The organism is Neotabrizicola sp. VNH66, from assembly GCF_049445895.1.
GTDB lineage: Bacteria > Pseudomonadota > Alphaproteobacteria > Rhodobacterales > Rhodobacteraceae > Pseudogemmobacter.
In genome coordinates, this window is record NZ_JBMSDW010000003.1 from 1 (window position 1) to 24529 (window position 24529).

The following is a 24529-nucleotide window of genomic DNA, read 5'->3' on the forward strand; positions in this document are numbered from 1 at the left end:
CAGGGCCGCATTGTAGGCGGGCCAGTTCGTCGTGCGGTAGCGGGCAGAGGAAGGCTTCGGCATGGACCGAATCTAACGCTCAGGATTCACGACGTGAATCCGCATCACCGATAAGTGCAACAACGTCGGCTTCGGGCGCCGAGGACTGTGATCCGAATTACGGCGGCGTTTGTGTGCCCATTGCCTCGGACGTGGATTGTGCAGGCGGCAGCGGTAACGGCCCGGAATATGTCAGCGGGCCGCTCTATGTCATCGGAACCGATATCTACCAGCTGGATCGCGATGGCAACGGGATCGCCTGCGACAAATGATCGGGCCGCGTTAGAGTTTCCTTAACCATCCTGCCGCAGGTTGGCGCCATGGCCCGGCTGATCCTGCTTCCTGTTTTCCTGTTCCTCGCGGCCTGCGGCGCGCAGCCCACGCCGTTGATGTTCGGCGCGGCGCGGACCGAAGTCATCCGGGACGGGCGAAATTATGTGATCTATCAAAAGGGCGAGCTGGTCGAGGTCATCCGCCTGGGCTGGGCCGCGCCCGGGCAACATCAGGCGATCCGCGCCACGATGATCGCGCTGATCCCGGAAGTCACCGGCTGCCGTCTGCGCGAAACCTCTCTCACCGGCGACAGCGGCGAGATGCGGGCGAAAGTGACCTGTCCGCGCGCGAAACCCGGCTAGCGCCGGCTCAGAACCAGAATCCACAGGGCATAGAGGCCGACGGCCAGAAATCCGATCCCCCAGCCGGGCGAGCCGGACAGAAACTCGACCCCGGACCAGATCAGCGGCACAAGGATCACCGCCCAACGGACCCAGGGTTTGCGGAAAAACGGATCGTCCGGGTCCAGAAGTTTCATGATTTCCGGTGCGCTTTCTGGCAGGATAAGGGGCAGGGAGGATGAGACCATGCCGCAGATCAGCAAGGCTTTTCAAGGACAGACTGTCATCACCACCTTCGAGACCAGCCCCGCCACCGCCTTCGACCTCTTGGAGGCGCTGGAACTGGCCTATGCGCAGGTCATCTCGAAACAGCCCGGATTCCTGTCCGCGGCGCTGCATATGAACGATGCGCGCACCCGGGTCTGCAATTATTCGCAATGGCAGCGGCGCGAAGATTATCAGGCCATGCTGCGCAGTGCCGAAATGCGGGAGCGGAACCGCTATATCAACACGCTGTGCAAGGGGTTCGAGCCGGTGATGTATGAGGTCGCGGCCGCCTATTAAGGGTAAAGGGAAGGGATCGCCGGGTTTTGCGGGAACCGGCGGTCTGGACGGGACGTTGATGCGCAAAGACCAGAAGGAGTGTACGATGCGTCCCACCCTGATCCGTTTCACCCTGTCTGCCGCCGCCCTTGCGCTGCTGGCGGCCTGCAATACCGTGGCCGGCGTTGGCGCCGATATGCAGAACGCGGGCGCCGCTGTCAGCACCGAAGCGCGCAAGGCCGAAGCGGGTATGTAAGCGGACTTCCTGAATCAAAGCCGCGTCCCGCCATCCGTGCGGGGCGCGGCTTTCAACATGCAGGACGGGCCGTGCCGTGAGGGCCTTCAGTCATGCGGCGCGGGGGCGCCACCTTCGAAGCGGTTGCCATTGGTGTAATCGCAGGGCGCCTCCTGCATCTGCAGATGCAGGGCATTGCCGGTATAGGGATGGGCGCGGGCGAGATCCTCGTCGAAGTCGATGCCCAGACCGGGGCCTTCGGGGGGCAGGATATAGCCGCCCTCCCACCGGATCGAATTTCGGATCAGTCTCAGATGGAAGCTGCCGCCGGTCTCGATCGTCTCCGCGATCAGCAGGTTCGGAATGGCGGTGGACAGGTGGATGTTCGCCGCCCATTCCACCGGCCCCGCGTAAAGATGCGGCGCCATTTCGGCATTGTAGATCTCGGCAATTGCGGCCAGCTTCTTCGCCTCCCAGATGCCACCCAGACGGCCAAGCGCGGGTTGCAGGATCTTGACCCCGCCCGCCCGCAGAAGCATGCCGAATTCGGTCTTGGTCGTCAGCCTCTCGCCGGTGGCCAGGGGGATGCGGACCTGCCGCGCCACCTCGGCAAATTCCAGCAGGTTGTCGGGCGGGATAGGCTCTTCATACCAAAGCGGGTTATATGGTTCCAAAGCCTGCCCCAGCCGGATGGCGCCACCGGTGGTGAACTGGCCATGGGTGCCGAAGAGAAGGTCCGCCCGGTCGCCCACGGCCTCGCGGATGGCCTTGCAGAAGGCGACGGAGCGGGTGATGTCGCTCATCGCTGGCTGGTGGCCGCCGCGGATCGTATAGGGGCCGGCGGGGTCGAACTTCAGCGCGGTGAATCCCTGCTCCACATAGCGTGCGGCGGCTTCGGCATGCTGGTCGGGGTTCACCCAGAATTCGGCATGGTTCTGGCCCGGCTCCGGGTAGATATAGGTATAGCTGCGGATCCGGTCGTTCATCCGCCCGCCGATCAGCGCCCAGACCGGGCGGTTCCGCGCCTTGCCCAAGATGTCCCAGCAGGCGATCTCCAGCCCGGCGAAGGCGCCCATGACGGTAGGGTCGGGACGCTGGGTGAAGCCCGAGGAATAGACACGGCGATACATCAGTTCGATGTTTTCGGGGGAGGTGCCCTGCATGTGGCGGGTGAACACATCCTCGATCACCGCTTTCATCGCCGCGGGGCCGACGGTTGAGGCATAGCATTCCCCGTAGCCCGTGATCCCGCAGGCGGTGGTGATCTTCGGAAAGATCCAGTAGCGCCCGCCCCAGCCCGGCGCCGGGGGCGCGACGATGAAGATTTCAAGATCCTGAAGTTTCATGGCACGCGCCCTTGGCTGGCGGCGGCCGGGGGTTTCACACCCCCGGACCCCCGTGGAGTATTTGGATCAAGAGGAAGATGCGGCGGGATTCTGGGCAGAGAAAGCCAGAAAGCGACTTTCGGTGTCGTTTATGGCAGGGTCGCGGCGATTTCACTGATCCGGGCGGCCAGCGCGCCGGGGGCGGCGAAAAAAGGCGAATGGCCGGTCGGCAGAGCGAAGCGGTTCTGCGGCGGGACGGTTTCGGCCATGCGGCCCTGATCTTCGGGCGGAATGGCGCGGTCGTCCGTGCAGGTGATATAGAAGCGCGGCAGGCTTTGCGAGCGGCCGGTCAGGGTCAGCGGGGTTTCCTGCGGCCCGATGGGTTCCGGGCAAAGGTTTGCTGCGGCCAGCGTGCGGTCTTCTTCCGGGCAGTCATGGTAGAACAGCGCGCCGGTCTGGTCGGGGTCGAAAGTGTAGCTGCCTGTGGAGCGGTCCACGCGCAGGGCCGGGGCCAGCGGTTGCCGGATCTGTTCGCGGCGGAGGCTGGCAACCGAACTGCCGCCGCGCGGGGCATAGGCGCAGAGATAGATCAGCGCGCGGATGCGTGCGGGGTCTGCCTCGGCCGCGGCGGTGATGGGCAGGCCAGCCGCGGAATGGCCGAGGAGAACGGCGGGGCGGGGCAAAGCGTGCAGAATGGCCTGCGCCTGATCGGCCAGCGTCACCCCCGGGTGGCGGGGCAGGGTGATCGCCGTTGCGTCATGGCCAAGTGCCGCCAGCGCCGGGATCAGCCGGTGCCAGCACCATGCCCCGTGGCCGGAGCCGTGGATCAGCAGGATGTCAGCCATGGCCGATGGCGGTCAGGAAATCGCGCAGGGCCAGGGCGTAATCCCCGGGCTTTTCGGCCATGGGGATGTGGCCCGCCCCACGGATCAGGTGAAAGCGGTGACCAGGGATCAGATCGGCGGTTTCACGGACCAGATCGGGCGGGGTGGAACCGTCATTGCCCCCGGCGATGACCAGTGCGGGCAGGCGCAGGGTGGCTGTCGTTTCATAGAAATCGGTGCCGGCGATGGCGGCGGCGCAGCCCATCCAGCCCTCGGCCGACCCGGAGAGGAACATCTGCGACAGACCGGGCAGCGCGGGATTGCTGCGCCAGCTGCGGCCCAGCCACCGCTCCATCATGGCGTCATGAAGGGCGGGCAGGCCCCCTTGCCGGACGGTTTCGATCCGCTGTTGCCATTGGCTGGCATGGCCGATCCGGGCGGCGGTGTTCGACAGCACCAGCCCGCGCACCAGATCCAGCCGCTTGACCGCAAGGCCCTGCGCGATCAGCCCGCCGATGGACAGGCCGAGGACGACAGCCTCACGCATGCCGGTATGGTCCATTGCGCGTTCGGTGTCGCGGATCAGGCTGCCCATGGCATAGGGCGCGGGCGGCATGTCGCTGGCGCCATGGCCGCGCATGTCGATCCGCAGGATACGGTGGCGCGGCAGGTGCGCGACCAGCCCGTCCCAGAGCGAGAGGTTCAGGCCAAGCGCGTGAAGAAGGACCAGGGGCGGCCCGTCTTCCGGCCCGTCCAGCCGGATGTTCAGCCGCAGGTCGGGCAGGAAGATCGGGGCCATGGCATCCTTTCGCGTCAATGGCCGACCAGAAGCATCCCGCCCAGCACGAGGCCCGCGCCGAACAGCTGCTTCGGGCCAAGCCCTTCGCCGATGGCGGTGGCGTAGCACAGCACGGCCAGCGTTTCGATGCCGATGATGGCGATATAGATCACCCCCAGATGGGCATTCTTCAGGATGATGACCTCGGCCCCGGCGGCCATGACAAAGCCGGTGGCCATGATGGCAATCGCCGCGGGGCTGAGCGTGGCGGAGCCGAGCTTCATTCCGACGGTGGCGAAGGAATAGCCGGCGGCGGCAACAAGGATCAGCAAAAGGGTGGTGGTGTTGAAAAGTTGCATGAAAAGCCTTTGGCAAGGGAAAGACCCGTCGGACGCGGCGGGAAAATTCCGCCTGTCAAGGCGCCTTCGGGGGGCGGGAAACCGGACCCTGCGGCTAATTCCGCCGGGTCCGGCGCCCTTATGCCGGAGTGGCCGCCAATGCGCCAGTCAGGAGAGCCGGATCGACATTACCGCCAGAAAGGGTGCAGATCACCTGATCCGGCAGGTCGTCGCGGAACAGCGCCGCGGCAAGGGCCACGGCGCCGCCCGGCTCGGCCACGACGCGCAGGTGATGGAAGGCCAGCGCCATGGCCCGCAAAGCCTCGTCATCGCTGACGGAAAGGCCGGGGCCGGCGCGGTCGTGCAACAGGGGCAGGGTCATCTGGCCGGGGGTCGGCGTCAGGATCGCATCGCAGATGGACCCGGTGGCTGCGTTGTTGCGCATCCGTGTGCCGCTGGCCAGCGAGCGGGCCATGTCATCAAACCCTGACGGCTCTACCGTGCGGACGCGAAAGGTGGGGGCCGCCGCTTCCAGCGCCACGGCGATGCCCGCGGAAAGCCCGCCGCCCCCGCAGCAGACCAGCACATCGGCAGCATCTATCCCGGTCTCGGCGGCCTGTTCGGCGATCTCAAGCCCCGTCGTGCCCTGACCGGCGATCACCTCGGGGTGGTCATAGGGCGGGATCAGCACCAGCCCGCGCTCGGCCGAGAGCCTGGCGGCCAGCGCCTCGCGGTTCTCGGTCGCACGGTCATAAAGCACCACTTCGGCGCCATAGGCGCGGGTATTGGCGATCTTCACCTGCGGCGCATCGGCGGGCATGACGATGACCGCCTCCATCCCATGGGCGGCCGCGGCCCAGGCCACGCCCTGCGCATGGTTGCCGGAGGACATCGCCAGCACCCCCGGCGTATCCGGCGGCAGGGACGAGACGGCGGACCAGCCGCCGCGTGCCTTGAAGCTGCCCGTCACCTGCAGGCATTCCGCCTTTACCCAGATCCGCCGGCCAGCGATCCGGTCCAGCAGCGGGGCGTTCAGCAGCGGCGTGCGGCGCACGGCACCACGGACACGCTCGGCCGCGGCGGTGATGGCAGCAAGCGTCGTCATCGCATCTTCTCCACCCAGCTCCGCAGCGCCGCCACGGATTCGGGCTCATCCAGAAAGGGCACATGGGCGCGGCCCGGCACTTCGGCACGGATCATGTCGGGGCGGGTCTCCTGCATGCGGTCGGCGGTCTCCTGCGTCAGCAGGTCGGAATTCACCCCGCGGATCAGCGCCAGCGGCAGGTCGGGGCCGGGCGGCCAGATCTTCCACATGTCGAAAGGCTGCGCCGAAAAGCTGAGAAGGACGCTGTGCCGCAGGTCCGGGTCGTAGTTCAGTTCCAGCCCCTCGGGCGTTTCGCGGTAAAGCCGGGCAGCCATGGACTGCCATTGCGCCGGGGTCACCCCTTCGAAGCCGGGGTTGAAGGCGGGCAGCTTCTCGGCCAGTTCGGCCAGCGTCTTGGCTGCCGGGCGGCGGCCGACGTAATCCCTCACCCGCTCCAGCCCGGGGCGGTGCAGTTCGGGGCCGATGTCGTTCAGGCACAGGCCCAGCAGGCGGTTCGGTGCCATATTGGCAATCCCCATGCCGATCATCCCCCCGCGCGAGGTGCCCAGAAGTGCCACCTGCGACACGCCCAGATGATCCATCAGCGCCATCGCATCCGCCGCTTCCTGAGCGATCGTATAGGTTGAAGGTCCGGTAAAGGCGCTTTCGCCGCGTCCGCGATAATCCATGCGGATCACCCGGCATCCGGCCAGCGCCGGCATGGCATCGTCGAAATCCTCTTTGGTGCGGGTCAGACCGGACAGGCACAGGACAGGCAGGCCCCGCCCCTGATCGCGGTAGGCGATGCGGGCGCCATCGGCAGCGGTGAAAAACCGGGTCATCGTAAAAAACTCCCTGTCTGGCCCTGTGGGGCATCAACCAGAGGTTGGCATGGGCCGCAGCGAAGGAAAAGGCCGCACGGCAAAGGATTTGCGCTGTTGCAGCAAGAACTCCGGCAGGCCGCGGCAATCGGGCGCTTGCCCGAAAGGCCATCGCGCCGTAAACCCCGCCGGACGCCATGAGGGAGGTGCCGATGGCCCGCAGCCCGAAAACCGACGAAGACCGCGCTGCCTCGCGCCGTGTCTCGGCCCTGGGCGGGCTGGCCCCGTTCATGCGGCCCTACCGGATGATGGCGGCGCTGGCGCTGGCGGCGCTGGTGCTGACGGCGGGGGTCAGCCTTGTGCTGCCCTTGGCGGTGCGCCGGGTGGTGGACGGGTTCGGCACTGCCAATCTGGCGCTTTTGGACCAGTATTTTCTGGCGTTTCTGGCCATTGCGGCGCTTCTGGCCGGGGGAACCGGGCTGCGTTACTATGTGGTTACCCGTTTGGGTGAACGGGTGGTCGCAGACATCCGAAAGGCGGTGTTTGACAAGGTGATGGGCCTGTCGCCCGCCTTTTTCGAGAAGATCCTTTCGGGCGAGGTGCTATCGCGCATCACCACAGACACGACGCTGATCCTGTCGGTCATCGGCTCTTCGGTCTCGGTCGCCTTGCGCAACCTCCTGATGCTTCTGGGCGGGATGGTCATGCTCCTTTTGACCTCGCCCAAGCTGACGGGGCTGGTTCTGCTGATCGTGCCGGCGGTGGTTGTGCCCATCGTGGTGCTGGGCCGGCGGCTGCGGCTGCTGTCGCGGCAGAATCAGGACTGGATCGCCGCTTCCTCCGGCATGGCGTCCGAGGCGCTGACGGCGGTGCAGACGGTGCAGTCCTTCACGCATGAGCCGCAGACCCGTGCGACCTTTGGCCGCGCAACCGAGGAAAGCTTTGCCTCGGCCCGTCAGCGGATCGCGACGCGGGCGGTGATGACCGTCATCGTGATCTTCCTTGTCTTTGCCGGGATCGTCGGCGTCCTCTGGGTCGGCGCGCGCGACGTGCGCGGCGGCACGATGAGCGTGGGCGAACTGATCCAGTTCGTGATCTATGCCGTGATCGTGGCAGGATCCGTGGGCGCGCTGTCGGAGATCTGGGGGGAGCTGCAGCGCGCCGCGGGCGCGACCGAACGTCTGGTGGAGCTGTTGCAGGCGGGCGATACCGTCACCGATCCGGCGGCGCCGCGCGCGCTGCCGCGCCCGGTGCAGGGGGCCATCGGCTTTGACAATGTGAGCTTCCGTTACCCCGCCCGGCCCGCGGTGTCGGCGCTGAATGGCGTGAACCTTCAGGTTCACCCGGGTGAGACGGTGGCGCTGGTCGGCCCTTCGGGTGCGGGCAAAACCACCGTTCTGCAGCTGATCCAGCGGTTCTACGATCCGCAGGAGGGGCAGGTCACTCTGGACGGCATTCCGCTGACCCAGATGGCCCGCACGGATTTCCGCCGCGCCATCGCGCTGGTGCCGCAGGACCCGGTGATCTTTGCCGCTTCGGCCCGCGAGAACATCCGGTTCGGCCGCCCCGAAGCCTCGGACGCCGAGGTGGAAGAGGCCGCCCGTGCCGCCGCCGCGCATGATTTCATCGCCGCCTTGCCGGAAGGTTATGACAGCCCCTTGGGCGAACGCGGGGTCATGCTTTCGGGCGGGCAGCGGCAGCGCATCGCCATTGCCCGCGCCATCCTGCGCGACGCGCCGGTCCTGTTGCTGGACGAGGCGACCAGTGCGCTGGACGCCGAAAGCGAACGCGCCGTGCAGGCTGCGGTGGACCGGCTGGCCCGGGGGCGCACCACGCTGATCGTGGCCCACCGTCTGGCCACGGTGAAACGGGCCGACCGCATCGTCGTCTTCGACGGCGGCCGCATCGTGGCCGAGGGCACGCATGAGGCGCTGGTCGCCGAAGACGGGCTTTACGCCCGGCTGGCCCGGCTGCAATTCACCGAAGGCACGGTCTGACCCCACGTCCCGCCCGGGTTTTACGTTGCGTTGCCGGTGCTGAAACTGGTTGGCAAAGCCCCGGCCAGCCCCCATTTTCGTTTGAAACCCCGGGGGAGAGACGGGGGCAAGACAAACGGGAGGACATCATGGGAACCTTTGCGACCTTCGCCGAAGTGAAGGCGATCGAGGCCGAAATGCCTTGGGATCAGCGCGGCACAGCGCCGACCATGTATGACTTCCTGTCGCGCACCAAGGATGCCCATGGCGCACGCCCGGCGATCAGCTATCAACTGCTGTCGGACCCGGGCGCCCCGCGCGTCACGCTGACCTGGGGACAGCTTCACGGCAAGGTCACCCAGGCCGCGAACCTGTTTCGCAGCCTTGGCGTCGGTCCGACGGATGTTGTGGCCTATGTGCTGCCGAATACGATGGAAACCGCGGTCACCCTCTTGGGCGGTGCGGTTGCGGGGATCGTGAACCCGATCAACCCGCTTCTGGAGCCGGAGCAGATCTCCTCGATCCTGCGCGAAACGAAGGCGCGGGTGGTGGTCACACTCAGGGCCTTTCCGAAGACCGACATTGCCCAGAAGGTGGCCGAGGCGGTGCGCCATGCTCCCACTGTGAAGCATGTGGTCGAGATCGACCTTCTGACCTATCTGACCGGGGTGAAGCGGCTGATCGTGCCACTGGTGCGGCCGAAGAACCCGGCGCGCCACCATGCCGACGTGCATTCCTTCCGCCGCGCCTGTGCGGCCCAGCCTGCCGACCGGCTGACCTTTCCCGATCCGAAAGAGGACCGGGTGGCCGCCTATTTCCACACCGGCGGCACCACCGGCATGCCCAAGGTCGCGCAGCACAAGGTCTCGGGCATGGTTTACAACGGCTGGCTGGGGGCGAACCTCCTGTTCACGCCAGATGACGTGGTGATGTGCCCGCTGCCGCTGTTCCACGTCTTTGCGGCCTATCCCATCCTGATGTCGATGATCGCCTCCGGCGCGCATGTGGTGTTTCCGACGCCCGCCGGTTACCGGGGCGAGGGGGTGTTCGACAATTTCTGGAAGCTGGTCGAGCGTTACCGCTGCACCTATCTGATCACCGTGCCCACGGCGCTGGCTGCGCTGATGCAGCGCCCGGTCAATGCCGATATCTCCAGCCTGAAGAACGGCTTCTCCGGCTCGGCCCCGCTGCCGGTGGAGCTGTATAACCGTTTCAAGAAGGAAACCGGGGTCGAGATCGTCGAAGGCTACGGTCTGACCGAATGCACCTGTCTGGTGTCGATCAACCCGCCGGAAGGGGTGAAGAAGATCGGCTCGGTCGGGTTGCCCTTCCCCTATACCCATGTCCGCATCCTGAACCGCGACGGGGCAGGCGGCTTCAAGGAGGCCGGGGTGGATGAGGTGGGCGAAATCTGCGTCGCCAATCCGGGCGTCTACGAAGGCTCCACCTATACCGAGACGGACAAGAACAAGGACCTGTTCGCTGAGGGCCGCTTCCTGCGGACCGGCGATCTGGGGCGGCTGGATGCCGATGGCTATCTCTGGATCACCGGGCGGGCCAAGGATCTGATCATCCGCGGCGGCCATAACATCGACCCCGCCGTGATCGAAGAGGCGCTGGCGGGCCATCCGGCCGTGGCCGTAGTGGGTGCCATCGGCCAGCCGGACCTGCATGCGGGCGAACTGCCCTGCGCCTATGTCGAGCTGGTGAAAGGCGCCAGCGTGACGGAAAAGGAACTGCTGGAGTACTGCGCCACCCATATTGCAGAACGCGCCGCCCAGCCCAAGCGGATCGACATCCTGCCCGAACTGCCGAAAACCGCCGTGGGCAAGGTGTTCAAACCCGACCTGCGCCGACTGGCCATCACCCGCATCTATCAGGAGGCGCTGGACAAGGCGGGCCTGCCCGTCACCGTGGCCGAGGTGGTCGAGGACAAGAAGCGCGGCCTTGTCGCTCGGCTGACCCGGCAGGGCGAGGCCACCGACACGCAGGTGCAGGATGCCATCGGCGGTTTCATCCGGCCGTGGGAATGGCAGCCCTGACCTGCAACCCGCCCGGATGACAGGACTTTTCATTTGATGAATCAGGGCATGCGCGCCATTCTGCCGACAACCGAATGAACGATGCCGGGGTTATTGCCATGAAATTCATCAAATCCGTTGTTGCAGCCGTCACACTGGCGGCTGCCGTCGTGCCCGCCACGATCACGCCTGCTGCGGCCCAGCAGTCCGAAGTGCTGTTCCAGCACAAGCACTGGAAGGTAGAGCTGGTGGCCTGGGACGATGGCACGCTGGGCTGTGTCGCCCAGGTCGAGGCGCCGGGCGAAAGCTTCTCGATCTGGACCTTCCAGGATGAAAGCGTTCAGCTGCAATTCTACTCGACCGCGTGGCAATTCGGCGAGGGGCAGTCGGCCGACCTGCAGGTGCAGATCGACCGCAAGCCGCTGTGGAACCTGACAAACGCCGAACTCTATCAGAACTCGGTCCTGTTCACTTTGCCCGACAGCGATGCCGGTGTGGATTTCATCGTCGAGGTGGCGGCGGGCAACCGGCTGTATCTGCGCGACAATGGCGGCAAGGATGTGCAGAACTATTCCCTGTCCGGATCGCGCGCGTCGATTGATGCGCTGATCGAATGCGGCAATGTGATCACGTCGAAGTCGAACCCGTCAAATCCGTTCAACTGAACGGGTGACAGATTGCTGGGGCGGTCCTTCGGGGCCGCCCTTTGCATTTACAGCGTTTCGGTGTCGACCCAGATCGTGACCGGCCCGTCATTCGTCAGGCTGACAGCCATGTCGGCCCCGAAGATGCCGCGTTCATTCGGCACGCCCTCGGCAGCCAGCCTTTCGGCGAAATGCTCATACAGCCGCTTGCCCTCGTCCGGGCCGCAGGCGGTGGAAAAGCCCGGACGGTTGCCCCGCAGATCGCCGGCCAGGGTGAACTGGCTGATCACCAGCGCGCTGCCGCCGATATCCTTGACGGACAGGTTCATCTTGCCCTGATCGTCCTTGAAGATCCGCATCTTGGCGATCTTGGCGGCCAGCTTTGCGGCCTGCGCCTCGCCATCGCCCTGCATGGCACAGACAAGGATCATCAGCCCCGGGCCGGTGCGGCCGACGACCGTGCCATCCACTGCCACCTGCGCCTCGGTCACCCGTTGCAGGACTGCCCTCAAAGCTCATGCTCCCAGGGCGGGTTGGCGCCGGGGCGGCTGACGGTGACGGCGGCGGCGCGGATGCCAAGGTCAAGGCAGGCGTCCAGCACCGCATCGGACAGCGCACCGACCTGCGCCTTCGACAGCGCGCCGGCCCGGTGCAGCGCGGCCAGCACGCCCGCATTGAACGTATCGCCCGCGCCCACGGTATCGGCCACGGTCACCCGGCGGGCGGGCGCGCGGCGTTCGGTCGTGGCGGTCACCGCGCGGGCGCCGTCGCCGCCTTCGGTGACAAAAACCACCTTCGGCCCGCGCGCGACGATCCCCCGCGCCAGCGCGGTCAGGTCACCGGGACCTTCCAGCCAATGCAGGTCTTCGTCCGACAGTTTCACGATATCCGACCGCGCGATCATCCGTTCGATCCGGGCGCGGTAGCTGTCTTCCTGCCCGGCGATAAAGCCGGGGCGGATGTTCGGGTCCAGCATGATGGTGCGGGCCGCGGCCTCACGCGTCTGCAGCGCCTCATAGGTGCTGGCGGCGGGGTCGTTCACAAGGCTGATGCCACCGAAGAACAGCGCCTGCACATCCGGGGGCAGGGCGGGCAGGTCGGCCTCGGCCAACATGCGGCCCGCGGTCGCCTCGTCATAGAAAGCATAGGTCGCCTGACCGTTCACCAGCTTGACAAAGGCCACGGTGGTCGGGCGGGACGACCGCGCCAGAAAGCCGGTGTCGACCTTGGAGGCGGCCAGCGTCTCGGCCAGAATCTCGCCCAGCATGTCGGTCGAGACGCCGGAGAAGAAGGCCGAGGGCGCGCCAAGGCGGCTAAGCGCGATGGCCGTGTTGAACACCGCGCCACCCGCATAGGGCGCAAAGCAGGCCTCCCCGCTGGTCGAAACACGCGGCAGCATGTCGATCAGCGCCTCGCCACAGGACAGAATCATCGGCCGCTCCTCCCTGAATGACCCGCCGCGAGTTTACGGTGTGGCCTCTGTTAGCGCAAACATATGCTCAGCGGGTGAAGAATTGTGCCAGATTGCCCCGCACCCGGTCCAGAACGGTATCGCCCGAAGTGTCGGGCACGAAGCGCTGGCCGGTGATCCGTTCGAAAGCTTCGACATAGACGGCGGCGGTTTGGGCGATCATTTCGGCGGGGATTTCGGGGACCGGATCCTTATAGGGGTCGCAGCGGGCGACGACCCAGGACCGGATCACATCCTTGTCAAAGCTGGGCGGCCGCGTCCCGTCGCGCAGGGCGGCGGGGTAGCCGTCGGCCATCCAGTAGCGGCTGCTGTCGGGCGTGTGGATTTCATCGGCCAGCAGGATCGCGCCGGTCTCGTCCACGCCGAATTCATATTTGGTGTCCACAAGGATCAGCCCGCGGTCCGCCGCCATGGCCTGCCCGCGCGCGAAGAGTTTCAGCGCCTTGTCGGACACCTCGGCCCATTGATCCTGCGTCAGCAGGCCCTGGTCGATGATCTCGGCCGGGGTCAGCGGCTCGTCATGGCCCCCGTCAAAGGCCTTCGACGTGGGGGTGATGATCGCCTCGGGCAGGGCCTCGTTGTCGCGCATCCCTTCGGGCAGGAAATGCCCATACATCTCGCGCCGGCCGGCCTTGTATTGTGTCAGGATCGAGGTCGAGGTGGTGCCCGCCAGATAACCGCGGACGACGATCTCGACCGGCAGGATCTCGACCCGGCGGCCGATCACCACATTGGGGTCGGGATAGGCCACCACATGATTGGCGCAGATATCGGCGGTCTGTTCGAACCACCAGCGCGCGGTCTGGGTCAGCACCTGCCCCTTCCACGGGATCGCGGCAAGGATGGTGTCAAAGGCGGAAATCCGGTCCGAGGAAATCAGGATGCGCCGCCCGGCGGGAAATTCGGGCGTGGCGGGCAGGTCATAGCAATCGCGCACCTTGCCGAAATAGGGGTTCGGCAGCTCGTCTATGCGGGCATGCGGCAGGACGCGGGTCAGGTCGATCATCGGCGGCTCCGTCGGCGGTGGGGCCCGTTCTGGGGGCGGGGCGGGCGGGAGTCAACGGGAATGGCGGATCCGCGCCTGCGGAAGCGGCGGAGGGGGGCGCTGCCCCCCGCCTTCGGCCCCCCCGGGATATTTGCACCAGTATGAAAGCGGCAGCAGAGGCAAAGGATCGTCCGGGCGCGCGGGCCGATCAGCGACCGTCCAGCCGTTCGATCCGGCGCAGGACGGGAAAGGCGGTCATCCAGATGCCCACCACGGCCAAGGTGCCAAGCCCACCGATCACCCCGGCGACGACCGGGCCGAACAGGCCCGCCACCATCCCGCTTTCGAATTCGCCCAGCTGGTTGGAGGTGCCGATGAACAGGCTGTTCACCGCGTTGACGCGGCCGCGCATCTCGTCCGGGGTCATCAGCTGCACCAGCGAGGACCGGACGACCACGCTGATATTGTCCGAGGCGCCGACGATGAACAGCGCAAGGATCGACAGCCAGACATGGGTGGAGAGGGCAAAGACCAGCGTGGCCAGCCCGAAGACGGCCACTGCGGCAAACATCTTGCGCCCCGCGCCACGGGTGATCGGGCGGCGCGAGAGATAGAGCGACATGCTCAGCGCGCCGATGGCGGGCGAGGCGCGCAGCAGGCCAAGGCCGAAGGGCCCGGCCTCCAGAATATCGCTGGCATAGATCGGCAACAGCGCGGTGGCGCCGCCCAGAAGGACGGCGAAGAGATCCAGCGAGATCATGCCCAGCACCGCCGGCGTGCGGCGGATAAAGGCCACGCCGGCAAAGACATTCCTCAGCGTGACCGGCATCCGTGCGGCGGGCGGGGCAATCAGGCGGATGGTGGCCACGCTGAGGCCCGCGGCCAGAAACAGCAGGAAAGAGGCGGCAAAGGGCACGATCTCGCCAAAGCCATAAAGGATGCCGCCCATTGACGGCCCCACGATCAGCGCGGTCTGCATGAAGGAGGTGGAGGTGGCGATGGCCCGCTGCAGCATGGCGGGGCCGACGATCCCGGGCACCAGCGAGGCCATGGTCGGCCGCTCAAACGCCTGCGCGGCACCAAGGACGGTGACGGCCATCAGGATGCCCGTTGCGCTCAGGGCGCCGTTCCAGACCAGCAGGCCAAGGACCAGCACGGTTGCCCCTTCGACCCATTGGCAGACCAGACCGATGCGGCGGCGGTCGTAGCGGTCGGCCACGGTGCCGACCACGAAGGTCAGCACCAGCATCGGCAGGAACTGGAAGAACCCGATCCAGCCCAGCATCCAGGCGCTTCCGGTCAGATCGTAGATCATCCAGCCAAGCGCCACCGTCAGCGACTGGAACCCCAGCGAGGAACAGGTGCGCGAGGCAAGAAAATGCCGGTAGTTGCGGTTCGACAGGACGTGATCATCCGCGGCAGCGGAGGCGACAGTCATCTGATGGGGTCCGGGGCGGCACCGCCATGACGACCGGCGGCGGCGCCGTTCTGGACCCGGCCCCGGCCCGCGTCAAGTGGCCGCAGGCAGGGGATCAGTTGCCGATCCGGACCGAGACATTGTCCAGAAGCCCCGCGCGGTCTGCGACGTAATAGCCCCCGGCCGCCACTGCCACGGCCAGCACCACGGCAAAGGCGATCTTCCAAACCGACCACGGGCGTTCACCCTGCACCTCTCCGGTCTGGCCGTTCACGAGGAAGCGGTAGGTCTTGCCGTTGTATTTGTAGGCCGCGCTCCAGATCGGCAGGAGGATATGCTTGAAGGTCTGGTCCGAATAATCGGTGTCGACGGAATGTACCCTCTGTTCGTCACCGCCGATGTCGCGGCGCACGTCCTGCACGATCACTGCGGCCATCTTCTGCCGGGCGATGCCGTCGCCGTCGGCCAGCGCGACGGTATAGCCCTCGGCCGTGAAGCCGGCCATGTAATCCGCCGAATAGGGCACCAGCGCCGAGAGATCCCAGGGCTCCAGCCGGTCGGACATGGCCTGCGGCAGGCTGGTCGAGGCAAGGACCAGCACATCGTCGAAATCGCGTGAAACCGTGCCGCGCGCTGCGGTCCAGCGGATCTTGCGCACCTGTTCCTGCCGCCGTTCGGTCTTGCCGTTCACGTTCACCGTGACGGTCCGCGTCTCGTAATAGGCGGTGCCGCGCTCGCCGGTATAGCGCGACCGGGTGTCGGCATCGAAGGTCCAGTAGGGGACATAGATCCCCGCCATGGCGCGGCCCTTGCGGGTATAGTCCAGCAGTTTAGACGGGGCGAACCACAGGCTGCCCAGCCAGTTGACCAGCTGCGCGCGGGCCGAGCGTTCGTCATGCACGAAGGGGATCAGTGCCTGCGGCTTTATCTGCCGTGTGGCGCCGGTATCCACCGCCACGGGAGAGGCGCAGAACGGGCATTCGGTGGCATGGTCGGCGCCCTGAAATTCGATCAGCGCCCCGCAGGAGGTGCAGCGGGTGGTCCGCACCTCTTCCATGGCGCCGCGGGGCAGATCGTCGCGCAACCCGGCGGCAAGGTCATGCTCGCGCAGGGCAAGGGCGGTGCTGCGGTCATCGGTCTGCGGCAGGTCCTGCACATGGCCGCAATGATCGCAGACCAGACGGGTCTGGCCGGGGCTGAAGCGCAGCTGCGCGCCGCATTGCGCGCAGGGCCAGCGGTATTCGGCGGGGTCTGCCATGATGGCTCAGGGCGCGGGCGGCGGCGGAGGGACCATGGCGAAGAGCTTCGACAACTCGGTTTCACCCGCAGGCTTCCAGCCCTCCATCCCGGCGGACCAGACCATGCTGGCCCGGGTCAGCGCGCCCGCGCCGATCATGCCGCGCAGATCACTTTCGGCGAAGGGCCCCTTGGTCGTGCCATTCTCGGCCAGATGCCATTCCTTGCCCGCAGGAGGCGGCGGCGGTGGCGGGGCAGAGGCGGCGGCTGCCGCCGGGGCGGCGCCCCACGGTCCCATATTCTGGGCCATGCCCATCCCCATGGCCATTCCGGCCCCCGTCGCCATGGCAGAACCGGCACCGCTGGCCGGATTGCCCATGGCTTCGGCCGCGTTGAACTGCATGTATTTGTTCAGATCGCCCACCACCCCCATCGAGGTGCGCTTGTCCATCGCCTTTTCCACCTCTTCGGGCAGGCTGATGTTCTCCACATAGAATTCCGGGATCGACAGGCCGTATTCGGCCACCTTGGGGGCGATGGCCTTGGCGATGATCCCGCCCAGCTGTTCAGTATTGGCCGCCATGTCCAGCACGGGAATGCCCGATCCGGCCAGCACCTGACTGGCCTGCTGCACGATCATGTTTCGGATCTGCATCGACACTTCGTCGGTCGTGAACTCTCCGTCCGTGCCGACGATTTCCTTGATGAACAGCCCCGGATCGGTGACGCGCATCGAATAGGTGCCGAAGGCGCGCAGCCGCACCGGGCCGAATTCCGGGTCGCGTGCCATGACCGGGTTCTTGGTGCCCCATTTCTGGTCATTGAAGCGGGTGGTGTTGACGAAATAGACCTCGGACTTGAAGGGCGACTGGAAGCCGTGATCCCAGTGCTGCAGCGTGGTCATGATCGGCATGTTGTTGGTCTCCAGCATGTAGAGACCCGGGCCGAAGACATCGGCCAGCTGGCCTTCGTGGATGAAGACCGCCGCCTGTCCCTCGCGGACCGTCAGCTTGGCGCCCATCTTGATCGCCTGTCCGCGGCGTTCGAACCGCCAGACCATCGTGTCGCGCGTGTCATCCAGCCAGGAGATGACATCGATGAATTCGCCCTTGAGGAAATCGAAGACCATGTTCCGCCCCTTCGTTCAGGACTCGCCGCCCATCAGGCGGCGGGCAATCGTTTCGACGACCGGCTTCGCCTCGTCCACGGTCATCCCGGGGCGCAGGGCCGGATCATACAGGATTTTCAGCAGCAACTCGTCCATCTTCGTCAAGAGGGCGAATTCCTCATCATCGTTGAAGATCGAGGGACGCGCCCGCGGGGAATCGTTTGCCAGACCCAGCCCTTGGGCGATTTCCTCGTGGAAACAGGACTGGCGCAGCAGGTCCGGATGTTCGGCCCGGATCACCGCCACCGCACGGGTGTAGGTGCCGGTATTGCCGGGCGACAGCGCATAGACCATGCAATAGGTCGTCCGAGGCATGGCGGTCACATCGGAAATGTCCTGCGCCGACAGGCCGGGCAATTCCGATCGCAGCGCCGGGCCAAGCGCCTCGCGCTCGTCCTCGGACACGATATGCACGCTGAAATTGCCGCCGCTGTCCACAAGGCTGATCGGATGGCCGGTGGCCGCCGACAGCCGGGCCAGATAAGAGGAAATCCGTGCCCGGTCGGTCGCCTTGCGCTCGGCAGGGACCGAGGCGCCGAAGAACAGCTGCACCTTCACCGGGGTTTCCCACCGGCGCAGGATCGAAGGCACCTCGCCCCGGACAAAGCCCGCCCCGTCGCGGCCGTATTCGTCATAAAGGGCGATGCGGACGAAATTCTCGGCCAGCATCCGGGCATTGAACGGCGTGTCGCGCCCGCCGCCATCGGTGCGCAGCAGGCCCTGCGACAGGAGCGCCCGTTGCACTTCGGCGAAATAGATCCGGGCCGCGGCGCTTTTCGTCGTCTCGGGCAGGGCAGCGGCCACGGCCGGCCGTGCCGGGGCCGCCTGCGGCCGCGGCGACATGGCCACCTGTGTCTGCACGCAGGCCGCCAGCGCGGTCATGGCCAGCAAGGGCGGGATTTTATGAAGCGGGAACAGTGTCATGCCTGCGGCGCTTGGGGCGGAATCGTGCGCGCCCGGGCCGATGCCAGCGTATCGCGCAACTCGGCCTCCATCTTTTCCAGCTCCGCCTCGGCCGCGGCACGGCGGGCCTTGCCCTCATCCGCGATGGCCAGGCTTTCATTGATCGTGGCGATCAGCGTCTCATTCGCCTTCTTCACCGTGTCGATGTCAAAGACGCCGCGCTCCATCTCCTGCCGGACGGTGCGGTTGGCCTCCTGCAGGTTCTTGGCATTCGCCTCCAAGAGTTCGTTGGTCAGGTCGCTGGCCTCGCGCACGGCTTCGGCGGCTTCCTTGGACCGCTGGATCGTCACCGCCTGCGCCAGCTGGGTTTCCCACAGCGGCACGGTGTTCACGAGGGTCGAGTTGATCTTGGTGACCAGCGACTTGTCGTTCTCCTGCACCAGCCGGATCGAGGGCAGCGACTGCATGGTGACCTGCCGCGTCAGCTTCAGGTCATGGACACGGCGTTCCAGATCGTCACGGGCGGCGCGCAGGTCGCGCAGCTCCTGCGCCTTCAGCACCTTGTCATTCTCGGCCGCGGCGGTGATTTCCGCCTCTTTCGCCGGGATCACCGTGGCATCCACCTGCGCAAGCTTGGCCTCGCCGGCCGCGATGTACAGCGCCAGTTCGTCGTAGAAATTCAGTGTCTTGGCATAAAGCACATCCAGCGACTTGATATCCTTCAGAAGCTTCGTCTCATGGGACAAAAGCTCCTCGGTGATCCGGTCGATCTGGCTTTGCACATCTTCATATTGCGCGACGAATTCGGCAAAGGGCGCGGCCTTGCCCAGAAGACGCTCCCACCAGCTGGCCTCGCGGCGCAGGTCCAGTTCCTCGGTGGAAAAGCCGCGGATCGTGGTCACGATCTTGCGCAGGCTGTCCCCCGCGGGACCGGCATCCTTGTTCTTCACATCGGTCAGCATCGCCTGGCTGATGACCTGAAGCTCCGCCTGCGCCGAGGACCCGAAAGAGATGATCGACTGGGTGTTCGACAGATCCAGTTCGGCCATGCGCTTTTCGATCTCGGCCGCCTTGGCGGGGGGCGCGGCCTCCAGGGGCACGATTTCGGTTCCCGGTTCCGGCAACAGCACGGCCGAGACCTTCTCGACCTCGGTCAGCAGGGCTTCGGCATCGGTGCGGGTGGCGTCGGTGGTCATGGCAGAACTCACACTTGGGGCGGCACGGGGCCGCCGGGGGAACGGGTCTCGTATTTCAGCCGGTCGCGCAGCACGCCGATCTCGATGTCCAGATCGGTGCGGCCGCCTTCCAGAAGCGCACGCGACCGGTCGGCGAAGGTGGTTTCCAGATCGGTCAGCAGGGATTCGTAATCCGCCCGCGCCTTCGCGTCACGGGTCTGTGCCCAGAGATCGGCGAATTTCGCCGTCGCGTCCCGCGCACCCTGCAAATAGACCGACAGATATTTGCGCGCCGCGGTCAGATCGCCCGGGTCACTTTCGACCTGGCGGAACAACGCGCGGGCACTTTGGGCGAAGCGGTCCACCCGGGTTTCCAGCGCCCGGTCGCCCGCCCGCAGGATCGCATCCTTCATCTGGGCAAGGGTCTGTTCCCCCTCGGCGACGGCGCGGGCCACGCGGTCGGTCTGGAAGCGGTCCACCCCCTCCATCCCCTTGTCCGAAAACGGGTCCAGCCCGAAGGTGCCAAGGTGCAGTGCCGCCCCCGCCAGAGCGTAAAGCGCCGGGTAAAGCGACAGGCCATGCGCTGCGATCCCGCCCACGGCCAGCGCGGCGCCAGTCGCGATGGCGCCCAGCAGGATGCGCGGCACGGCGGGGCGGCGGGCGACCTTGCGCGCCTCCCACTCGGCGCGGGCGGTGATGCCCTCGCGCGAGAGCCAGGCTGCCAGCACCAGAAGCCCCCCCGCCACCAGCCCCAGCAGCATGGCATCGGGCGCATCGCCAAAGGCCGGGAACAGGAAGGCAAAGGCCGACAGGAACAGGATATTCGCCCGCCAGCGCCCGCGCGGCTTCACGACCGGCGGCGCCACGGGCGCGGGCCCGGTCGCGCTGCCCTGCGGGCTGTAGCGGCCGCCGAAACGCTGTGCCATGGCCACCCCCTCAGAGGCCGCCTGCGCCGGCGACATAGATCACCAGCGAGACGAGGAGGAAGAGCGAGAGGTTGCGCAGGCCGGTTTCGGACATGGGCGGTTCCGCTTCGACTTCGGTTCAGGATGATCCTAGCGGATGGGCTGCGGGCTTGCCAGCATCCGCAGGGGGGAATGTCGGCGAATCTGCGCCGCGCCCCGTCTCGGCTTTTGTGCGGGCTCAGCTCTTGCGCGGGCCGCGCGGCGGGGCAGGGCGGGACCGGCCCCCCGCGGGCGAGGTCGGGCCGGGCTTGGCCGTGCCGCGGGTTGCGGGCCTTCCCCCGGTCTTTCCGGCGGAAGCGGCAGTCTCGGCGGGCTTGGAGCGTGGCTTTGCGGGCGGTCTCGTGCCCCGGCCCGGCTCGTCCTTCGGCCCGGTCTTGACTTCGCTCCTTGCCCCGGCTTTCGCCTCGGCCTTCGGCGAGGCCTTGCCAGCCTTTGCCGCGGGTTTCGCGGTTGTGCCGCGGGTTGCGGGTCCGTCCGGCCGTTCCGTGCTGCGCGTGCGGGCGGGCCGGGCGGGACGTTCCGGCTCGGCATCCAGACGCGGGGTCACCGCGGTTTTCCACGCGGCGGACAGGGCGCGCACGCCGTCGCCCGGGCGGACGGGCTTTGGCAGGGTGACGCTTTCGCGTCCCTTGGCGGCGGGGCGGGCGCTGGCCGTCTTGGCCTCCGTCCGCACGGCAGGTTTCCCGGCCGCAGGCTTGCCGGAGGCAGGCTTCGCCCCCTCCCGCTCACCCGTCCGGCGGGGCGCCAGCTTGCGCGTGACCGGAGATTTGGCACGGCCCTCGCCCTCGGGCTTGTCCTCGCCCAGCTGGTCGCGCAGCACTTTCTGGCGCACCTCCTCCACCTGTCCCGGCTCCAGCTCTCCCAGCCGGAACGGGCCGTAGGAGACGCGGATCAGCCGGTTCACATAAAGCCCGAGCGCATTCATCGCGCGGCGGATCTCGCGGTTTTTGCCCTCGCGCAGGCCCACGGTCAGCCAGGCATTGGCACCCTGCACCCGGTCCAGCGTGACCTGCATCGGCTGAAACCGCTCGCCCTCGACGGTGATGCCGTCGCGCAGCGGTTGCAGCTTCACGTCATCCGGTGCGCCGTTCACCCGGACCCGGTATTTCCGCAGCCAGCCGGTCGAGGGCAGCTCCAGCCGCCGTTTCAGCTCTCCATCATTGGTCAGGAGAAGCAGGCCTTCGGAATTGAGGTCCAGCCGCCCGACCGACATGACCCGGGGCATATCCTCGGGCAGGTGGTCGAACACGGTATCGCGGCCCTTTTCGTCCGAGGCCGAGGTGACCAGCCCCTCGGGCTTGTAATAGAGCCACAACCGCGGCGGTTCCTTTTCCGGCAAAGGCTTGCCGGACACGGTGATGCGGTCCGCCTCGGTCACGTTCAGCGCCGGGCTGGTGATCACCTTGCCGTTGACGGCCACCTCTCCCGCTTCGATCAGCCGCTCCGCCTCGCGCCGCGAAGCGATGCCCCGGCGCGACAGCACCTTGGCGATGCGTTCCCCTTCGGGGGTTGATTTGTCGGCCATGAGGGGAAACCTTTGCGCGGAAGGACAAACTCCGGCGGCAGCCTGCCCCGGGTGCATGAGGGTATGTGAGCCAAGATGAAGAGGCAATCCGGCTTCCGGTCCTTCATGGAGATTGCGCTGGAAGAGGCGCAGGCTGCGGGCGCCCGGGGCGAGGTGCCGGTGGGCGCGGTGATCGTCTCTCCGGCCGGAGAGGTGGTGGCGCGCGCGGGAAACCGCACGCGGGAGATGAGCGATCCCACCGCCCATGCCGAGGTGCTGGCCATCCGCGCGGCCTGCGCGGCGGCGGGCTCCGAACGGCTGCCGGGCCATGACCTTTATGTCACGCTGGAGCCTTGCCCGATGTGTGCGGCGGTGATCTCTTTCGCGCGGATCGGGCGGCTTTATTACGGCGCGGCGGACCCGAAATCGGGGGGCGTCGCCGTGGGGCCGCGGATCTTCAGCCATCCGCAGTGCCACCACCGCCCCGAGGTTTATGACGGGCTGTCGGCCCTCCCGGCCGAGGCGCTGCTGCGCGAGTTTTTCCGTGACCGGCGTGGCGGGAACAGCGGCGCGGATGGTGACCCGGGCCAGACTTGACAGCATGCCGGGGGCGGGGTTCCCTGTAAGGCATATCCATGGAGATTCCGATGCGTGCCGCTGCCGTGCTTTTCCCCTGCGCCCTTTTGCTGGTGTCCTGCGGAACGCCGGAATACCGGGCCGAGCGGTCGATCTGCGAGGCGGAATGGGTGAAGCGCATCCCGCCGAACTACGTGCAGCAACTGGTGGAGCGGACCCGCTATGAAGAGCGGCCGACCGGGCAAAGCACCTGCGTCACCACCGGAAATGTGACGAACTGCACCAATGTGATGATGACCATCGCCATCCCCTATACCGCGGTCGAGACGGTGGATGCGAACAAGAGCCGCCGCGACGTGCAGATCAAGGCCTGCGCAGCCAAGGCCTGTCAGGCGAAATTCGGCAATGCCGAATGCGAGACCGCGGCGGGCTGACAATCCTTATTGCGGCCCTTATTGCGGCGGACCGGCATAACTGGCCTTCCCCCCTCAAACCTTCTCTTGCAGCCTTTATCTTGGGCCAAATATCCTGCGGGGAGGTCCGGAGGGGTGCAAAACCCCTCCGGCGGGTCCGGCAGGCCGGGCCGATTGCGGGATCAGAACCGGATCGGGTCCAGAACCTCCGGCTCGATCAGGGCAACGCCCGGGGGCAGGCCCGCGCGCAGCCGGTCGGCGGTCTGTTCCAGCAGCGGGAAGGTCTTGTAATGGCAGGGGATCACCCAGCGGAAGTTGAAATATTTCCGTGCCGCCCAGGCCGCCCGCGCCATATCCATCGTGTAATGGCCGCCACAGCTGAGGATGCCGATGTCGGGTTGGTGATACTCTCCCATCCAGGCCATGTCGGCCATGATGTCCGTGTCGCCCGAGACATAGATCGTGTGACCCTCGCCCGCGATCATGAATCCTGCGGCCGATCCCGCAGGCAGAAGCCCTTTGTCGCCAAAGTCGATCGAGGCGGAATGGGTCGCATTCACCATGGTCACCGCCGCGCCGGCACAGTCGATGGTGCCGCCCTTGCCAAAGCCGATGGTCTGGCTGCCCTGCGCATTCAGCCATTCCGAGACTTCATGGATGCAGGCCACCGGGGCGCCGGTCGCGGCCGAGAGGGCGGCCGCATCGCTGGCATGGTCGCCATGGGCATGGGTCAGCAAGATATGGGTCACGCCGGCCAGCACCTCGTCCCGGCGGGCGGCAGGGAACATCGGATTGCCGGTCAACCAGGGGTCCACCAGCAGCACCGCCTGTCCGATCTCGATCCGGAAGCCGGAATGGCCAAGCCAGATGATGTTCATTCGCGCTCTCCGTCCTGTGTCTGCGGCGCATAGTCTAGCGGCGGCGCATGACGTTTTTCCAGCAGAGATGCTGCTCGGGGGAGTCTCAGGCGGACTGGATCCGGTGATGGTGGCGCACCAGCCGGGACAGCAGGCCATGCAGATGGTGCCGGTCCTCGGCGCCGAGCGGGTCGAAAAAGCTGTCGTCCAGCGACAGCGCCAGATCGAACAGCGCGATGGCCAGCCGCTCGCCCTCGGCGGTCAGGCGCAGGGCATGGCCCCGGCGGTCGCCGTCGCTGGGCACGCGTTGCGCAAGGCCGCGTCGCACCAGCTTTTCCGTCAGCTTGGATGTGGCCCCGCGTGAGGTGGCCATGCTTTCCGCCAGCTGGCTGGGGGGCAGCTGCCCCGCCTCATGCATCAGCCGCAGCGCCAGCCACTCCGGCGGGTTCAGCCCGCTGTCGGCAAGACTGCGGGAAAACGACTGCGAAAGATAATTCGAAAGCTGGCGCAGGCGGACGATGGTCAAAGCGTCCATCTGCGCCTTGGACGGCATTTGGGTGAACGACGTCGGGTCTTCCTGCTGCACTGACACACCACCTCGGCACTTTGGTCAAGGC

The 24529-nt window shown here is 66.6% G+C and carries 28 protein-coding genes; 9 read left to right on the top strand and 19 right to left on the bottom strand.

Features of this window, described 5'->3' with window-relative positions; all coding sequences use genetic code 11:
- A partial coding sequence (locus tag ACO2Q5_RS04740; protein ID WP_423288465.1) for a hypothetical protein occupies window positions 1-311 on the top strand: 311 nt, incomplete at its 5' end.
- Between the two features lie 48 nt (window positions 312-359).
- Window positions 360-674, top strand: a complete 315-nt coding sequence (locus ACO2Q5_RS04745; protein ID WP_423288466.1) for a hypothetical protein — start codon at window positions 360-362, stop codon at window positions 672-674.
- Here the strand turns inward: ACO2Q5_RS04745 and ACO2Q5_RS04750 are convergent.
- Window positions 671-850, bottom strand: coding sequence for a hypothetical protein (locus ACO2Q5_RS04750; RefSeq protein WP_423288467.1), 180 nt, complete (start codon window positions 848-850; stop codon window positions 671-673). The genes ACO2Q5_RS04745 and ACO2Q5_RS04750 overlap by 4 nt on opposite strands.
- Window positions 851-899: 49 nt before the next feature.
- On the opposite strand from ACO2Q5_RS04750, the gene ACO2Q5_RS04755 reads away from it, so the two are divergent.
- Window positions 900-1217: an antibiotic biosynthesis monooxygenase family protein gene (locus ACO2Q5_RS04755; RefSeq protein WP_423288468.1), complete on the top strand. Its 318-nt coding sequence runs from the start codon at window positions 900-902 to the stop codon at window positions 1215-1217.
- Window positions 1218-1302: 85 nt separating this feature from the next.
- The gene (locus ACO2Q5_RS04760) at window positions 1303-1452 is read left to right on the top strand and encodes an entericidin, EcnA/B family (protein ID WP_423288469.1); all 150 of its coding nucleotides are present in this window, start codon (window positions 1303-1305) and stop codon (window positions 1450-1452) included.
- Between the two features lie 86 nt (window positions 1453-1538).
- On the opposite strand, the gene ACO2Q5_RS04765 is transcribed toward ACO2Q5_RS04760, so the two are convergent.
- The 6 genes from ACO2Q5_RS04765 to ACO2Q5_RS04790 all read right to left on the bottom strand — a co-directional run bounded on the left by ACO2Q5_RS04765 (window position 1539) and on the right by ACO2Q5_RS04790 (window position 6622).
- Window positions 1539-2777, bottom strand: a complete 1239-nt coding sequence (locus ACO2Q5_RS04765) for a mandelate racemase/muconate lactonizing enzyme family protein (RefSeq protein ID WP_423288470.1) — start codon at window positions 2775-2777, stop codon at window positions 1539-1541.
- A gap of 128 nt (window positions 2778-2905) precedes the next feature.
- On the bottom strand, window positions 2906-3601 hold the full coding sequence (locus ACO2Q5_RS04770) for an alpha/beta fold hydrolase (protein WP_423288471.1): 696 nt from the start codon (window positions 3599-3601) through the stop codon (window positions 2906-2908).
- A complete protein-coding gene (pcaD, locus tag ACO2Q5_RS04775; protein WP_423288472.1) occupies window positions 3594-4379 on the bottom strand; it encodes a 3-oxoadipate enol-lactonase in 786 nt (261 codons plus the stop codon). The genes ACO2Q5_RS04770 and pcaD overlap by 8 nt, the downstream gene beginning before the upstream one ends.
- Window positions 4380-4393: 14 nt before the next feature.
- On the bottom strand, window positions 4394-4717 hold the full coding sequence (locus tag ACO2Q5_RS04780) for a 5-aminolevulinate synthase (protein WP_423288473.1): 324 nt from the start codon (window positions 4715-4717) through the stop codon (window positions 4394-4396).
- A gap of 118 nt (window positions 4718-4835) precedes the next feature.
- On the bottom strand, window positions 4836-5801 hold the full coding sequence (locus ACO2Q5_RS04785; RefSeq protein ID WP_423288474.1) for a threonine ammonia-lyase: 966 nt from the start codon (window positions 5799-5801) through the stop codon (window positions 4836-4838).
- The gene (locus ACO2Q5_RS04790; RefSeq protein ID WP_423288475.1) at window positions 5798-6622 is read right to left on the bottom strand and encodes an alpha/beta fold hydrolase; all 825 of its coding nucleotides are present in this window, start codon (window positions 6620-6622) and stop codon (window positions 5798-5800) included. The genes ACO2Q5_RS04785 and ACO2Q5_RS04790 overlap by 4 nt, the downstream gene beginning before the upstream one ends.
- Before the next feature lie 191 nt (window positions 6623-6813).
- Here ACO2Q5_RS04790 and ACO2Q5_RS04795 point away from each other — a divergent pair, with 191 nt between their 5' ends.
- The 3 genes from ACO2Q5_RS04795 to ACO2Q5_RS04805 all read left to right on the top strand — a co-directional run bounded on the left by ACO2Q5_RS04795 (window position 6814) and on the right by ACO2Q5_RS04805 (window position 11263).
- Window positions 6814-8598 (top strand): ABC transporter transmembrane domain-containing protein, encoded by a 1785-nt coding sequence (locus ACO2Q5_RS04795; protein ID WP_423288476.1) that lies wholly within the window; start codon window positions 6814-6816, stop codon window positions 8596-8598.
- 128 nt (window positions 8599-8726) lie between these two features.
- Window positions 8727-10619, top strand: a complete 1893-nt coding sequence (locus ACO2Q5_RS04800) for an acyl-CoA synthetase (RefSeq protein ID WP_423288477.1) — start codon at window positions 8727-8729, stop codon at window positions 10617-10619.
- Window positions 10620-10717: 98 nt separating this feature from the next.
- A complete protein-coding gene (locus tag ACO2Q5_RS04805) occupies window positions 10718-11263 on the top strand; it encodes a hypothetical protein (RefSeq protein WP_423288478.1) in 546 nt (181 codons plus the stop codon).
- A 47-nt stretch (window positions 11264-11310) separates the two neighbouring features.
- Here ACO2Q5_RS04805 and dtd read toward each other — a convergent pair whose 3' ends face one another.
- The 10 genes from dtd to ACO2Q5_RS04855 form a co-directional block, all read right to left on the bottom strand.
- Window positions 11311-11754 carry a D-aminoacyl-tRNA deacylase gene (gene dtd / locus ACO2Q5_RS04810; RefSeq protein ID WP_423288479.1) on the bottom strand — a complete coding sequence of 148 codons (444 nt, stop codon included), beginning with the start codon at window positions 11752-11754 and terminating at the stop codon, window positions 11311-11313.
- Window positions 11751-12674: a carbohydrate kinase family protein gene (locus ACO2Q5_RS04815; RefSeq protein WP_423288480.1), complete on the bottom strand. Its 924-nt coding sequence runs from the start codon at window positions 12672-12674 to the stop codon at window positions 11751-11753. The genes dtd and ACO2Q5_RS04815 overlap by 4 nt, the downstream gene beginning before the upstream one ends.
- Window positions 12675-12741: 67 nt before the next feature.
- Entirely contained in the window at window positions 12742-13719 is a 978-nt protein-coding gene (locus tag ACO2Q5_RS04820; protein WP_423288481.1) for a phosphoribosylaminoimidazolesuccinocarboxamide synthase, read from the bottom strand.
- A 187-nt stretch (window positions 13720-13906) separates the two neighbouring features.
- Window positions 13907-15136 carry an MFS transporter gene (locus ACO2Q5_RS04825; RefSeq protein ID WP_423288482.1) on the bottom strand — a complete coding sequence of 410 codons (1230 nt, stop codon included), beginning with the start codon at window positions 15134-15136 and terminating at the stop codon, window positions 13907-13909.
- 94 nt (window positions 15137-15230) lie between these two features.
- Complete coding sequence (locus ACO2Q5_RS04830; RefSeq protein WP_423288483.1) at window positions 15231-16373, bottom strand: primosomal protein N' (replication factor Y) - superfamily II helicase; 1143 nt, start codon at window positions 16371-16373, stop codon at window positions 15231-15233.
- 6 nt (window positions 16374-16379) lie between these two features.
- A complete protein-coding gene (locus tag ACO2Q5_RS04835) occupies window positions 16380-17480 on the bottom strand; it encodes an SPFH domain-containing protein (protein WP_423288484.1) in 1101 nt (366 codons plus the stop codon).
- Between the two features lie 15 nt (window positions 17481-17495).
- Complete coding sequence (locus ACO2Q5_RS04840) at window positions 17496-18443, bottom strand: DUF2927 domain-containing protein (protein ID WP_423288485.1); 948 nt, start codon at window positions 18441-18443, stop codon at window positions 17496-17498.
- On the bottom strand, window positions 18440-19618 hold the full coding sequence (locus ACO2Q5_RS04845) for a toxic anion resistance protein (protein WP_423288486.1): 1179 nt from the start codon (window positions 19616-19618) through the stop codon (window positions 18440-18442). Before ACO2Q5_RS04845 ends, ACO2Q5_RS04840 begins: the two co-directional genes overlap by 4 nt.
- Window positions 19619-19626: 8 nt before the next feature.
- Window positions 19627-20523, bottom strand: a complete 897-nt coding sequence (locus ACO2Q5_RS04850; protein ID WP_423288487.1) for a 5-bromo-4-chloroindolyl phosphate hydrolysis family protein — start codon at window positions 20521-20523, stop codon at window positions 19627-19629.
- A gap of 217 nt (window positions 20524-20740) precedes the next feature.
- A complete protein-coding gene (locus ACO2Q5_RS04855) occupies window positions 20741-22087 on the bottom strand; it encodes a pseudouridine synthase (RefSeq protein ID WP_423288488.1) in 1347 nt (448 codons plus the stop codon).
- A 75-nt stretch (window positions 22088-22162) separates the two neighbouring features.
- Between ACO2Q5_RS04855 and ACO2Q5_RS04860 the strand changes: the two genes are divergently transcribed.
- Together ACO2Q5_RS04860 and ACO2Q5_RS04865 are read left to right on the top strand one after the other, a co-directional pair.
- Entirely contained in the window at window positions 22163-22663 is a 501-nt protein-coding gene (locus ACO2Q5_RS04860; RefSeq protein WP_423288489.1) for a nucleoside deaminase, read from the top strand.
- 50 nt (window positions 22664-22713) lie between these two features.
- Window positions 22714-23076: a hypothetical protein gene (locus ACO2Q5_RS04865; protein ID WP_423288490.1), complete on the top strand. Its 363-nt coding sequence runs from the start codon at window positions 22714-22716 to the stop codon at window positions 23074-23076.
- 161 nt (window positions 23077-23237) lie between these two features.
- Here the strand turns inward: ACO2Q5_RS04865 and ACO2Q5_RS04870 are convergent, their stop codons facing one another.
- Both ACO2Q5_RS04870 and ACO2Q5_RS04875 read right to left on the bottom strand, forming a co-directional pair.
- Window positions 23238-23933 carry a metal-dependent hydrolase gene (locus ACO2Q5_RS04870; RefSeq protein ID WP_423288491.1) on the bottom strand — a complete coding sequence of 232 codons (696 nt, stop codon included), beginning with the start codon at window positions 23931-23933 and terminating at the stop codon, window positions 23238-23240.
- 85 nt (window positions 23934-24018) lie between these two features.
- Window positions 24019-24498 (bottom strand): MarR family winged helix-turn-helix transcriptional regulator, encoded by a 480-nt coding sequence (locus tag ACO2Q5_RS04875; RefSeq protein WP_423288492.1) that lies wholly within the window; start codon window positions 24496-24498, stop codon window positions 24019-24021.
- Window positions 24499-24529: the final 31 nt, after the last annotated feature.